Here is a 13930-nt window from a genome sequence, read left to right as displayed (position 1 = left end):
TACGCTGCGCACCAGATCACGGCAACCTGTCAGGCATCGGCTGGCGACAATTCGGTCAGGCCGCCTTGCTGGGCGGTGGGGCCCGGCGCCGTCGAAGCCACCCGCCCAGCAGGCGCCGCTTGCCTTCGCGCGGAATGAGATCGATGTCGCTGACGAGCTTCGCGCCGCCCTTGCGCCGCTCGAGCGTGATCTTGCGGCTGTGAAACTCTTCCAGCTCGGCGCGGTGCGCCACGCTGATGATGGTCGCATCGTTGAGCTCGTCCTGAAGCAACTGCATCATCTTGTCCTGCCCGGTTGCATCGAGCGCGGATGTCGCTTCATCGAGGACAATGATGTCCGGGCGATGCAGGAGCAGCCGCGCAAACGCCAGCCGCTGCTTTTCGCCGCCCGACAAGGTCTGATCCCACGGCGCGTCCTCCTCGATCTTCTCGTTCAGATGCGCCAGCCCGACTTTCTCGAGCGTCTCCGCCATGGTTTCGACGGTCCAGTCGTCCGCCGCGCCGGGATACGCAATCGCGCGCCGCAGCGTTCCGGACGGCACATACGGTTTCTGCGGCAACATGAATATCCGGCGGTCGGGATGGAAATCGACACTGCCGCCGCCCCACGGCCAGAGCCCGGCAATGGCGCGGACCAGCGTGCTCTTGCCGGTGCCGGATTCGCCGGCAACAAGAACACGCTCACCGGGCCCGATCAGCACCTCCGACTCTCCGACAACAGCGGTGCCGTCGTTCAGCGTGACGGACAATTCATTGAGGCGGAGCATCGCATCGCCCTCGGTCTCTCCGCGCTGGATGCGATTGATGCCGTCGCCGGTTTCGGCGCGCTCAAGACCATCGAGCGACATCATCAGCGACGCGATGCGCCGTGCGCCTGCGTTCCATTCCGCAAGGCGTGGATAATTGTCCACCAGCCAGCCGAACGCCGCCTGCACGATCGTGAACGCCGACGCAGCCTGCATGACCTGACCCAGCGACATGCTTCCATCCAGGAACTTCGGCGCGCACAGCAGGATCGGAATGACGGGCGCGATCAGGCTTGATCCCTGCGACACGACCGTGGTTCGCATATGCTGCCCGCACAGCCTTGCCCATTGCCGCAGAACATTGCCGAGCGACCTGTCGATCCCTGAGCGTTCTTCTTCCTCGCCGCCAAGCAACGCAATGCTTTCGCCATTCTCGCGCACGCGCATCAACGCATAGCGGTACTCGGCTTCCGCCTGGTTCTTGCCTTCGGACACCGAGACGAAATTTCGGCCGATGATCGCCATCGAACTGCTGGCAATCGCCGCGTACAGAACGGCCGCGATCACGAGGAAGCCGGGAATGGTGACGGTGCTGCCGCCGATCGACAGTGTGAGCGCGCCGCCGATGGTCCACAACACGACGATGAAGGTCGTCGCCGAGAGAAACGCCTGCGTGACACCCGCCGCGAAATCGACCGGCGCGTCCGTCGCAACCCGCAAATCCTCAGCGATCCGGTACTCGGGATTTTGATGATCGCCATCGACCAGATTGAGCTGGTAGTAGCGGCCGTTGGCCAGCCAGCGCGAGACGGCGGAGTTCGTCAGCCACGCGCGCCAGCGCCGCTGAATGTTCATGCGGGTATAAACCTGCACGACACCGACGGCGACGCTCCCGATGGCCAACGGGAAAAAGACGCCGGTCAGATAGAACACCGTAGAGGCGTCCTTCTTCTCGATGGCGTCGAAGATCGCCCTGTTCCAGACGTTGATGCCGTACTGAAAGGAAATTTGCAGGATGATGAGTCCGAACAGGCCGACGCTCAGCACTCGCGAGAGCCGGCCTCCGCCCGCCCCCCAAAACCCGCGCGCGCTGATCCAGAAGCGGGTCAGCAGATAATCGCGTTTGAGTTGTTCGAGTTCTTCAGGCGACAGAGCCGGGTCCGGCTCAAGCATTTCAGGCGGGGGAGCCTCAACCGGCTTTCCGGTTTCTGCGACAACTTCTTGAATCGGCGGTTTATTCATACCCGCCCAACGCGGATGGAACCGCAAAGTTCCACCACGCTGTGCGCGCCACAAACGGCTATTCGGCAGGCGCAGCCTGCGGCAGCGGCCTCGGCCTATCGCGTCCCCGCAACCGGTCGATCAGCAGGTAGATCACCGGCGTCGTATAGAGAGTGAGGATCTGGGACACGATCAGGCCGCCGATGATGGTGATGCCGAGCGGCCTTCGCAGCTCAGTGCCCGGCCCTGTGGCCAGCACCAGCGGCACAGCCGCCAGCAGCGCCGCCATCGTGGTCATCAGGATCGGCCGGAAGCGTGCAAGGCAGGCTTCGAAGATTGCCTCTTCCGACGCCAAGCCACGCTGCCGCTCCCCTTCGAGCGCAAAGTCGACGATCATGATGCCGTTCTTCTTCACGATGCCGATGAGAAGGATGATGCCGATAAACGCGATCACGGTGAGCGGCGTGTTGGTGAGCTGCAAGGCCAGCAGCGCGCCCAGTCCCGCTGACGGCAATGTCGAAATGATCGTCAGCGGATGCGCGAGGCTTTCATACAGAACACCCAGAACAATGTAGACGGCGATCAGCGCGCCGAGAATGAGCAACGGTTGCTTGCCTGCGGTTTTCTGGCTGTCGGCGGCGTTGCCCGCGAACTCGCCCCGGATGCCTTCCGGCATGTGCAGTTCCTCGACCGCGCGCAGGATGTTGTCGGTCGCGGTCTGCAGCGGGACGCCGTCGGGCACATTGAACGAGATCGTGTTCGAGGGGAAAGAGCCCTGATGGTACACGGAGAGCGGCGACAGGCCACGCTCCATCCGCACGACCGCCGACAACGGCACCTGCGTGTCCCCCGCCCCGGCGACGTAGATCTTGTCGAGCGAGGACGGATCGCCCTGCAGCCGCTGGGCTGCTTCCAGAATGACCTGATACTGGTTGCGCTGCGTGTAGATGATCGATATCTGCCGCTGCGAGAAAGCGTTGTTCAGCGCGTTGTCGATGTCCTGAGCCTGCACGCCGAGGCTCGCTGCAGTCTTCCGGTCGATGGTGAGGTTGAGTGCCAAACCTGATGCTTCGCGGTCGCTGGATATATCCGTGATGCCTTCGACGCTCTCCAGCTTCTTCGCCACGATCGGCGCCCATTTCGACAGAAGGTCGAGATCGGCACTGATCAGCGTGTACTGATAGTTGGAGTCGCTTTGACGTCCGCCGGTCCGCAAATCCTGCGCGGCAAACATGAACAGGCGAATGCCGGGCACGGCCCCGAGCTTTCGCCTCAGCCGATCGATCACCTGCTGGGTGCTCACTCCTGCGCGCTCCGCAGGTTCCTTGAGACTGATAAACATGCGGCCGGTGTTGGAGCCGCCGAAGCCGCTGGCGCTCCCGAGGCTCGAACCGATTCCGGCGACGGCCGGGTCGGCCATGACGATATCCGCAACGCGCTGCTGCAGACCGAGCATCGCCTGAAACGACACGTCGGGCGACGCGCGTGTCGCGCCGATCACAAGGCCGCTGTCATCCTGCGGGAAATATCCCTTCGGCGTCTTGATGTAGAGCGTGATCGTCAGGGCGATGGTCGCGACGAAGACCACCATGGTCAGGAACGGAAACCGCAGCACGACATGCAGCGTCCGCTCGTAGAACCTGACCATTCCCGACAGGCTGCCTTCGACAAGCCGGTCGAACCACGTGGCATCAGGTGAAACCGTGGTCTTGATATAGTGCGCGCAGATCATCGGCGTCACGGTCAGCGACACCACCATCGAGACCAGAATGGCGAACGTCAGGGTCAGCGAAAATTCGCGGAACAGCCGCCCGACGATCCCGTCCATGAAGATCAGCGGAATGAATGCCGCCACCAGCGAGATGCTGATCGACAGCACGGTGAAACCGATCTGCTTCGCGCCAAGCAGCGCCGCCTGATAGGGCTTCATGCCCTCCTCGAGGTTGCGATACATGTTCTCGATCATGACGATGGCATCGTCGACCACGAAGCCGACGGACACCGCCAGCGCCATCAGCGACAGGTTGTTGATCGAGAACCCGGCGACCCACATCATCGCGCATGTGCCCGCCAGCGCCAGCGGGACGGAAATGCCCGCCGCGATGGTCGGCGTCATCCGGCGCACGAACACGAACACCACGAGCATCACGAGGAACGCGGTTGCGCCCAGCGTCCACTCCATGTCCTCGACGTTGGCCCGGATGGTCCCGGTGCGGTCGGAGAGAATTGAAATCTCGACCCCGCCGGGAATCCACTGCTTCAGCTCGGGCAGCAGCGCCTTGACGCGATCCACCGTCTCGATGACGTTGGCGTCCTGCTGCTTGGTTACGGTGATAAGAACCGCGGGCTGCTTGTTGAACCAGGCGATGGAACGGCTGTTGCGGGTCGCGTCGCTGACGTCGGCCACATCCGACAGCCGCACGAAGTTGCCGTTCGCAGACTTGATGACGATGTCGCGGAACTGGGCGGCGGTCCGCATCTGCGGATTTGTGGCGATGGTTTCGCTCAGCGCAGAACCGTTGAACGCGCCGACAGGTCCGATCGCATTGGCATTGATGATGGCGGTGCGGACATCGTCGCTGGAAATACCCGCCGTCGCCAGTGCACCGGGATTGAGCTGAATCCGGACCGCGGGCTGGTCCGCGCCGCTGACGGTGGCTTCACCGACACCAGGAACCTGCGAAATGCGCTGATTGATGACCGTATCCGCGATGTCGTAGATCGCGCTCGGCAGCATAGTCTTCGAGGTCAGCGCGATGATCAGGACCGGAGAGGCTGCCGGATTGGCCTTGCGAAACCGCGGCAGGGTCGGCAGATCGGTCGGCAGATCCGCGAGCGAGGCATTGATCGCCGCCTGCACGTCGCGCGCCGCGCGGTCGATGTTGCGGCCGATCGCGAACTGAAGCGAGATGCTGGTTGATCCCAGCGAACTTGTGGACGTGATCTGATCGACGCCGGCGATCTCGCCGAGCCGCCGCTCCAGAGGTGCGGCGACGGTCGAGGCCATGATGGTCGGATCGGCACCGGGGCGCGACGCGGACACGCGGATCGATGGAAAATCGACCGACGGAATGCTTGCGACCGGCAGGAAATTGTAGGCGACGGCTCCGACCAGAAACAGGCCGATCGCCAGCAGCGTGGTGCCGACCGGCCTGCGGATGAATGGTTCGGAGATGGAGGGCATTCCTAGTGTCCCGTATCCGACGTTTGCTTCATTCTGCAGCGCCTTCCGAGCAAACGTCGGATACGAAAGGACACTAGCTTACTATAATGGCAGTGATCCTTTGGTTCTGACATTCGTAAAGTGCCCGCGAAGAGTGTGATACGAATGTCAGAACCGGATCACTGCACGCCCTCCGTGGCTCCTGCGATCGGAGGCGACGGCTTGCCGGGCTCATCCGGCGGCACGACGGCTTCGATCCGGCGGTTGATCCGGTCAAGCGCGAGATAGATCACTGGCGTGGTGTAGAGCGTCAGGATCTGCGAGACGATCAGGCCGCCGATGATCGAGACGCCGAGCGGAAACCGCAGCTCGGACCCCGTCCCGCTCTCGAGCGCCAGCGGCAAGGCGCCGAACAGCGCGGCCAGCGTCGTCATCATGATCGGGCGGAACCGCAGCAGGCAAGCTTTCACGATGGCATCGTAAGACGACAGGCCCTGATGCCGCTCCGCTTCGAGCGCGAAGTCGATCATCATGATCGCGTTCTTTTTCACGATACCCATCAGCAGAATGATGCCGATCAAGCCGATCACCGACAGGTCCTGCCCGCAGAGGATCAGCGCCAGAATCGCGCCGACGCCCGCCGACGGCAACGTCGAAAGAATGGTGATCGGATGGATGTAGCTCTCGTACAGCACGCCGAGCACGATGTAGATCGTCACCAGCGCGGCGAGGATGAGCCACGGCTGGCCCGCCAGCGACTTGGAAAACTCCGCTGCGTCGCCCGAATACAGGCCGACGATGTTTCCCGGCATGCCGATGCGCTTTTCGATCTCCGCGACCCGCTGAACGGCATTGCCGAGCGACTCGCCAGGCGCGAGGTTGAACGACAGCGAGACCGACGGAAATTGCGACTGATGCGAGATCGACAGCGGCGCCGTGGTGCGGGTGATCGTGGCCACGGCGTCGATCGGCACCTGCGCAGTGGGCGCCCCTGATGCACCGGCGGCGCCCGGCACGTACAGCTTCGACAACACCGACGGATCGCGCTGATATTCCGGCAACGCTTCGAGCACGACACGGTACTGATTGGCCTGACCGAAGATCGTTGAAATCTGGCGCTGGGCGAAAGCGTCGTTCAGCGTGTCGTTGACGGCCTGCACCGAAACGCCGAGCTGGCCGGCGCGCTGGCGATCGACATTGACCAGCGCGCGGAGACCGCCCTCCTGCCCGTCCGACGACACGTCACGGAACAGCGGATCGCGCCGCATCTCCTGCACGAGCTTGTTCGACCATTCGATGACGGAGGGCGCGTCGGTGGCGCTCAAGGTGTACTGATATTGCGACCTGCTGGCGCGTGTACTGATCTGGACATCCTGCACCGCCTGAAAATAGACTGTCATGCCGGGAACAGCGGCCACACGCTGTTTCAGCCGAGCGATCACCACGGTGATATCGGTGTCGCGCTCGCCGCGCGGCTTCAGCGTCAGGACAAGACGGCCAACATTGGTTGTCGGGTTGACCGATCCCGCCCCGATCACCGAGACGACGCCGACAATGTCAGGATCGGCCTTGATGGCATCGGCGACCTGGGTCTGCCGCAGCCGCATGTCCGCGAACGACACTTCTGGGCCGGCTTCGGTGACCGCCGTGATCGACGCGGTATCCTGCAGCGGCAGGAAGCCCTTCGGGGCGACGACATAAAGCGCGAGCGTTGCAATGATGGTCAGGAAGGTTACGACCAGCGTCGCGCGCTGATGCCGAAGCACCACCAGCAGCGTGCGCTCGTAAAACGCAACCATCTTGTCGATCCAGCCGCTGAGCGTGGCGAGACCGGGAACGGCGAATTCCTCGTCGTGCCGCTTCAGCAGCCGCGAGCACATCATCGGCGTCAACGTCAACGACACGACCGCGGATGTGACCACGGCAATTGTCAGCGTCAGCGCGAACTCCCGGAACATGCGCCCGACCAGACCCGACATGAACAACAGCGGGATGAATACCGCGATCAGCGACACCGTCAGCGATATGACTGTAAACCCGATTTCGCTCGCGCCGCGCAGCGACGCTTCCATGGCGTTCTCGCCATTTTCCATATGGCGAACGATGTTCTCGATCATCACGATGGCGTCGTCGACCACGAACCCGGTTCCGATGGTCAGCGCCATCAGCGACAGGTTGTCGAGGCTGAAGCCGGCGAAGTACATCACGCCGAAACTCGTAATGAGCGACAGCGGCAGCGCTACGCCCGCGATCAGCGTTGCGCGCAGCGAACGCAGGAAGATCAGCACCACCAGCGTGACCAGAACGACGCTGAGCACCAGCGTGAACTGGACGTCGTGAACCGAGGCGCGAATGGTGACGGTGCGGTCGCTGACGATGGCGACGTCGATGCCGGCCGGAACGGCTTTCTGCAGCTTGGGGATTTCTTCGCGGATTTGCCGCACGACGTCGATGACGTTGGCGCCCGGCTGGCGCTGGATCTCGATGACAACCGCAGGCTTGCCCTGATACCAGGCGCCGGTCTTCTCGTTCTCCAGCCCGTCGACGATCCTGGCAACGTCCCCGATGGTGACCGGCGAACCGTTGCGATAGGCAATGATGATCGGCTTGTAGGCCTCTGCGGTGGCGATCTGGTCGTTCGCTGCGATGGTGTAAGCCTGCTGCGCGCCGTCGAGCGATCCTTTCGGGCCGGACACGTTGGCGCCCGCAATCGCCGTGCGCAGGTCTTCCATCGAGATGCCGTAGGCCGCGAGCCGGGCGAGATCGGCCTGCACACGAACAGCGGGTTTCAGTCCGCCCAGAATCGAAACGCGGCCGACGCCGGAAATCTGCGCCAGCCGCTGCGCCATCATGGTGTCGGCGAGATCGCTCATTGCGCGTAGCGGCGATGTGTCCGACGTCATCGCCAGCGTCAGCACCGGCGCATCGGCTGGATTTACTTTTGCATAGGTCGGCGGGTACGGCAGGTTCTTCGGCAACACGCCTGCTGCGGCGTTGATCGCGGCCTGCACGTCCTGCGTCGCGCCGTCGATGTCACGGTTGAGATCGAACTGCAGCGAGATCTGGCTGACGCCGAATGAACTCGTCGACGTCATCGAGACCAGCGACGGAATCTGCCCGAGCTGCCGCTCCAGCGGCGCGGTGATCAGCGACGCCGCCACATCGGGACTTGCGCCCGGCAACTGGGTCGTGACCTGCACCGTCGGGAAGTCGACCTGCGGCAAAGCCGACACCGGCAGCGCCCAGTATCCGAGCGCGCCGCCGATCATCAGCGCGATGCCGAGCAGCGAGGTCGCGATCGGCCGATGGATAAATGGCTCAGAGACGCTCATCGATACGCGCTCACAGGTTGGACGCTAGAAAACGGCGAAGCAGGTGGATTTTCAATCGTCATTGCGAGCGAAGCGAAGCAATCCATCTTTCGGATGTGAGAAGCTGGATTGCTTCGTCGCAAGAGCTCCTCGCAATGACGGTGATAAATCCTGTTTCGATCGCAACTCACTGCGGCGCTTTCGCGCCGCCGCCCGTGTTTTGTTGCCCGCCTTGTGGTGCAGCCCCCTGCTCCTTCTGACCACTGCGTCCTTCAGCCCGTGGGCCTTTCTCGCCGCCACCCGGTCCCTGCCGCTTGCGCGGCGCGAGGTCCGGCGTCGGAGCCTGATAGTCCTTGCTGATGGAGACCTTCGCGCCGTCCGACAGATTGGCGAACCCGGTCGTGACCACGCGGTCCTCGACGGCGAGGCCTGACGCGATCACGGCAATGGTTTCGTTCTGCTGGACGACGGAGACGGTCTTCGCGGTAACGACGTCATTGGCGCCAATGACGTAAACGAACGTCCCCGCCGGACCGCGCTGAACCGCAGCCGTCGGAACAACGATGGCCTTGTCCAGTGTCTGCACCTTCAGGCGCACGTTGACGAACTGCCCGGGCCACAGCTGGAAATTGGTGTTGGGAAATTCCGCCTTCACCTTCACCGTGCCGGTGGTCTGATCGACCTGGTTGTCGATGCCGGTCACGGTGCCGGTATCGACAACGGTCTTGCCGTCATTCCCGAACACATCGACGGCCAATGGTCCCTTCGCCGATGCCGTGTTGACGCGGAAGATCTGCTGCTGCGGCAGGCTGAACTGAACGGCAATCGGCTGCAGCTGTGTGATGACGACCAGACCGGTGGCGTCCGACGCGCGTATGATATTGCCCTGATCAACCTGACGAAGCCCGACGCGGCCCGACAAGGGCGCCACGACCTTGGTATAGCCGAGCGTTGCCTGCGCATTGTCGATCGCCGCTTGATCGGATTTCACGAGCGCCTCAAGCTGCGCAACCAGTGCCTTCTGGGTGTCCGCCTGCTGCGCCGAGCCTGCCTTGGCTGTCGCCAGTTGCTGATAACGGACCATATCCATTCGCGCGTTGGCGAGCGTCGCCTCGTCCTGCGCCTTCTTGGCGACGGCCTGATCGTACTGCGCCTGGTAGATCACCGGATCGATTTCGGCGAGCACGTCACCGGCCTTGACGTCCTGACCTTCCTTGAATTTCACCGACAGCAGTTTTCCATCGACCTGCGCACGCACCGTCACGTTGTTCAGCGCGCGGACAGTGCCGACGCCGTCGATATAGACCGGCACGTCCTCGATACGAGGCGATGCGGCAAGCACCGGGATCGGAAAATCAGGCCGCGTCCTTGTCGCTGTCTCGGTTTTCTTGAAGTAGGTCCAGCCGAGATAGCCGAGGCCGCCGAGAATGAGCAGCCATACCGCGATCGACACGGTTCGCCGCCGCGCGCCCGACGCAACGCGCGCGACTCCCTCGCCGGCCGCTTTGGCCTTTTCATTCAGATCGGGCTTAAAGAGCATTCGCCGGCCCTTCCGTCCTTGGCGACCAACCACCGCCCAATGCCTGATAGAGACTGACGACCGCCAGCAGCCGGGCGAGTTGGAACTGCGCCAGCGAATCTTCAGCCTGAAATAGCGTCAATTGCGTGTTTAGCACAGTCACGATGTCTGCTGTGCCCGCGCCAAGCTGCCGTTCCGACAGCTCAAATGCCCGCCGCGACGCCGCCACCACGATACGCTGCAACCGCAGCCGCTCGTTCGCCTGCTTGAGCGTCGAGAGCGCCGTGTTCACGTCGGCAAACGCCGAGACCACGGTCTTGCGATAGGTTTGCAACAGCTCATCCTGCCGCGCCTGTTGCAGGTCGAAGTTGGCCTGGATCCGGCCTGCATCGAAAATGGGCTGCGTCAGCCCGGCGGCCACGTTGAAGAACGCCGACTGCGGAGTGAACAGCGCCGCCAGCGCCGCGCTCTGGTAGCCACCCTGTCCGGTCAATTGAATGCTCGGAAAGAACTGCGCCCGCGCGCTGCCGACGCTGGCCGTCGCCGATGCGAGCTGATTTTCCTGACGTCGGATGTCAGGCCGCTGCGTCAGCAGATCCGACGGGATACCCGGCGTCACGCGAGGAATCGCAATCCCTCCAAGCGAGCCGCCGGCCAGTTGCACCCGCTCCGGCGGACGCGCCACCAGCGTGGCGAGAATGTTGGCATTCTCTGCCAGCGCCTGTCGCAGCGGCGGTACCGCCGCCTTCTGGTTCGCCAGCAGGCTTTCCTGTTGCGCCAGATCGAGGTCGGACCCCGTTCCCGCATCGACGCGCGCCTTGATCGCATCGTAGATGCGCTGCGCGCTGGCGATGTTGCGCGTCGCGATCCTGATCCGCTCCTGCGCAGCGACCACGTTGAAGTAGGCATTGGCCACGCTCGCCAATGTCGTCAGCGCGACCACATCGCGATCGAAGCGGTTGGCGTTGGCGGTCTCTTCGGCGGCCAGCAGGGCGTCGCGGTTCTTGCCCCAGAAATCGATCTCGTAGCTCGCGCTGAGCGACGCCGTGTGGTTGGTGACCTCGCCGCGTCCCGTGATCGGAGTAGCGCTTGTGATCGTGCCGGTCGTGCTCGACGAACGCGACCGCGAGCCGGAGAAACTGCCGGTGACGTTCGGCAGCAGCGCTGCGCCTGCCGTCTGCGCCAGTGCGTCCGCCTGCCGAATGCGGGCGACCGCGGCGGCAATGTCGAGATTGACGGTCTGCGCCTCTTCCATGAGGACCGTCAGTTCCTGCGAGCGGAAGCCGCGCCACCAGTCCAGTGTCGGCGGCCTGGTGTCGGCAGCGCCCGATGCCGATTTGTAGGCTGCTGGGATGTCCAGCGCCGGATCAGGCAGGTCGGCCGTGAGGATGCAGCCGCCCGACGTGGCCGCCAATGCCAGCGCCGCGCATAACGCGAGCGAAGGCCTCGGAAACGCTCCACGTTTCAGCTTGAGGGGCAACTCGAACACCAGGTGAATACTCTCCAACAGGGCCAGAATCTTATTGTAGCGGGCTGTTCTGGCGGCGCACAGGGATGTTCCATCGCCGCCCCCAAGACAAGGGCCACCTGTGTCTCCGCAGTGTCACATCTGGAATTGCACTTAGCCCCATAAACAGGGGACTTTCCGGATTTCGCGCGCTTGTGCATTGACAAGCGTTACCAAGATTTCATGTGCGATTCGGCCGTTCGCGCGCTCCTGAAACCTCAACAGCACACTCCCGTATCTCAAACACGGTTTTGACAACGGGGGTTGGAATGCGAGTCGCGGTTATTGGAACGGGAATTGCCGGCAACGCCGCAGCGTGGGCCTTGTCGCGGCGATACCCGGTTACAGTTTATGAACGCGAACTTCGCCCCGGCGGTCACAGTCACACTGTCACCCTCGACTACGATGGAACCCCGGTCGCTGTCGACACTGGGTTCATTGTCTACAACGAGGTGAACTATCCCGGTTTCACCGCGATGCTGGCGCATCTCGGCGTGGAGACCGTCGAGAGCTGCATGAGTTTCGCGGTCACCGCCGACGCGGGCCGCTTCGAGTGGAAGGGCGGCGGCGATACATGGCCGGAGACCGCGAAAGGCCTGTTCGCGCAGCCGCGCAACCTGCTCTCCCCGTCCTATCTCTGGATGTTGCGCGACATTCTCGTGTTCAACGACACGAGCGTGAAGGATCACGCAGACGGAACGCTCAAGGATCTGTCGCTCGGTGACTACTTCACGATGCGCGGTTTCGCGCCGCGACTGTTGTCGGACTACCTCGCGCCGATGGGGGCTGCGATATGGTCGGCACCCGCCGACCGCATTCTGGATTTTCCGGCCGAGAACTTCGTCGCGTTCTTCAACAATCACCGCCTGCTGCAATACGACCGCCCGAAATGGCGATCGATCAGGGGCGGCAGCCAGGTGTATGTCGACAAGCTGACAGCTGCATTCCGCGATCGCCTGCGGCTCGGTTGCGCCGTCACGTCCATCGAGCGCACCAGCCACGGGGTTGTCGTGAAGGACAGCCTCGGACACACCGACACCTACGATCACGTCGTGATCGCGGCCCACAGCGATCAGGCCCTGAAGATGCTGTCCGATGCCGACGCGAACGAGCGCAGCGTGCTCGGCGACATTCGCTACGCCCCGAACACCGTCTATCTGCATCGCGATCCACGGCTGATGCCGAAGCGCAGAAACGCCTGGGCCTCTTGGAACTTCTTGCGCTGGAAGCGCGACGGCGCGGCGGTCAATGACGTCGCGGTGACTTACTGGATGAATCCGCTTCAGGGCCTCGACAATGCACTGCCGCTGTTCGTCAGCCTCAATCCGCCCTTCGCACCCGATCCGGCGCTCACCTTCGGCCGCCACCTGTGCGATCATCCGCAGTTCGATCCGGCGGCGTTCGCGGCGCAGACGCGCTTGCCGGACATTCAGGGCAAGCGCCGTACCTGGTTCTGCGGCGCTTGGACCGGATACGGATTTCACGAAGACGGCTTGCGGTCGGGATTTGCGATCGCGGAAGCTCTGGGAGCATCGGTCCCATGGCGCGAGCCGCCCCAAGAACTTGCACAAGCGGCGGAGTGATCATGCTGCCGGACGAAGCGAGCAAGCAGGCTAATTCCAACGAGGCAGCGTCGCTGTATCTCGGCGACGTCATGCATGCGCGGCTCAAACCCATAAATTCCAGATTCATAGGCCATCGCTTCAGCTACCGGGTCATGAGTCTGCTGATCGACCTCGACAGGCTGGACGCGGCGGACCGGCAGTCACGCCTGTTCGGCGTCAATCGCGCGGCGCTCTACAGCTTCCATGAAATCGATCACGGCGACCGCGACGGCTCGCCACTGCGCGTCTATGTCCAGCGCCGTGCGGCCGAACACGGGATCGACCTGAGCGGCGGCAAGGTCCTGTTGCTGTGCTACCCGCGGCTGCTCAGCTACACCTTCAATCCGCTGTCGGTCTACTTCTGCACGCGCGCTGACGGCACTCTCGCGATGCTGATCTACGAGGTCCGCAACACGTTCGGCGAAATCCATTCCTATGCGCTTCCCGTTGCCCCGAACGAGATCAGCGAAGCCGGCATCCGGCAGGAGCAGGACAAGCTCTTCTATGTCTCGCCCTTCATCGACATGGCCATGCGATACCGTTTCCGCGTCACGCCGCCGGGGGACCGCGTGAAACTGCGCATCCTGGAATCGGACGCGGAAGGCCCCGTTCTGGCAGCGACGTTCAATGGTAAACGGCGGCGACTGACCTCTGCTGCGCTGATCCGGACCTTCGGTGCGCTACCGCTCGTAACTTTCAAAATCATGGCGGCGATACATTGGGAGGCCTTGCGTCTTTGGATCAAAGGCGCAAGAATTGTGGCAAGACCAACAGAGAAGGACAGTTCGGCGGACAAACGGCCGGCACACGCGAGCAGAAGATTTGGACCCAGAGCCACATCACACTGATGGAATTGCGCG

7 protein-coding genes are annotated in these 13930 nt (G+C 63.0%); 2 read left to right on the top strand and 5 right to left on the bottom strand.

What is annotated here, in order from left to right; all coding sequences use genetic code 11:
- Window positions 1-55: 55 nt before the first annotated feature.
- The 5 genes from YH63_RS18440 to YH63_RS18420 all read right to left on the bottom strand — a co-directional run bounded on the left by YH63_RS18440 (window position 56) and on the right by YH63_RS18420 (window position 11439).
- Window positions 56-1987: an ABC transporter ATP-binding protein/permease gene (locus YH63_RS18440; protein ID WP_046826346.1), complete on the bottom strand. Its 1932-nt coding sequence runs from the start codon at window positions 1985-1987 to the stop codon at window positions 56-58.
- Between the two features lie 58 nt (window positions 1988-2045).
- A complete protein-coding gene (locus YH63_RS18435) occupies window positions 2046-5150 on the bottom strand; it encodes an efflux RND transporter permease subunit (RefSeq protein WP_046826347.1) in 3105 nt (1034 codons plus the stop codon).
- 158 nt (window positions 5151-5308) lie between these two features.
- Window positions 5309-8461, bottom strand: a complete 3153-nt coding sequence (locus tag YH63_RS18430; protein ID WP_046826348.1) for an efflux RND transporter permease subunit — start codon at window positions 8459-8461, stop codon at window positions 5309-5311.
- Between the two features lie 166 nt (window positions 8462-8627).
- A complete protein-coding gene (locus YH63_RS18425; protein WP_046826349.1) occupies window positions 8628-9980 on the bottom strand; it encodes an efflux RND transporter periplasmic adaptor subunit in 1353 nt (450 codons plus the stop codon).
- On the bottom strand, window positions 9970-11439 hold the full coding sequence (locus tag YH63_RS18420; RefSeq protein WP_046829409.1) for an efflux transporter outer membrane subunit: 1470 nt from the start codon (window positions 11437-11439) through the stop codon (window positions 9970-9972). The genes YH63_RS18425 and YH63_RS18420 overlap by 11 nt, the downstream gene beginning before the upstream one ends.
- A gap of 296 nt (window positions 11440-11735) precedes the next feature.
- Here YH63_RS18420 and YH63_RS18415 point away from each other — a divergent pair, with 296 nt between their 5' ends.
- Together YH63_RS18415 and YH63_RS18410 are read left to right on the top strand one after the other, a co-directional pair.
- Window positions 11736-13049 carry an NAD(P)/FAD-dependent oxidoreductase gene (locus tag YH63_RS18415; RefSeq protein WP_046826350.1) on the top strand — a complete coding sequence of 438 codons (1314 nt, stop codon included), beginning with the start codon at window positions 11736-11738 and terminating at the stop codon, window positions 13047-13049.
- 2 nt (window positions 13050-13051) lie between these two features.
- Window positions 13052-13918, top strand: a complete 867-nt coding sequence (locus tag YH63_RS18410) for a DUF1365 domain-containing protein (RefSeq protein WP_046826351.1) — start codon at window positions 13052-13054, stop codon at window positions 13916-13918.
- The last annotated feature ends 12 nt before the right edge of the window (window positions 13919-13930 follow it).

This window comes from Afipia massiliensis (assembly GCF_001006325.2).
Lineage (GTDB): Bacteria > Pseudomonadota > Alphaproteobacteria > Rhizobiales > Xanthobacteraceae > Afipia > Afipia massiliensis_A.
Note: the sequence above shows the minus strand (reverse complement) of the source record. Positions and strands in the feature narration are given on the sequence as shown.

What these genes read in the sequence shown, in the direction of transcription:
- YH63_RS18415 (WP_046826350.1), top strand. Translation starts at nt 11,736, where the DNA reads ATGCGAGTCGCGGTTATTGGAACGGGAATTGCCGGCAACGCCGCAGCG.
- YH63_RS18430 (WP_046826348.1), bottom strand. Translation starts at nt 8,461, where the DNA reads ATGAGCGTCTCTGAGCCATTTATCCATCGGCCGATCGCGACCTCGCTG.
- YH63_RS18440 (WP_046826346.1), bottom strand. Translation starts at nt 1,987, where the DNA reads ATGAATAAACCGCCGATTCAAGAAGTTGTCGCAGAAACCGGAAAGCCG.
- YH63_RS18435 (WP_046826347.1), bottom strand. Translation starts at nt 5,150, where the DNA reads ATGCCCTCCATCTCCGAACCATTCATCCGCAGGCCGGTCGGCACCACG.
- YH63_RS18410 (WP_046826351.1), top strand. Translation starts at nt 13,052, where the DNA reads ATGCTGCCGGACGAAGCGAGCAAGCAGGCTAATTCCAACGAGGCAGCG.
- YH63_RS18425 (WP_046826349.1), bottom strand. Translation starts at nt 9,980, where the DNA reads ATGCTCTTTAAGCCCGATCTGAATGAAAAGGCCAAAGCGGCCGGCGAG.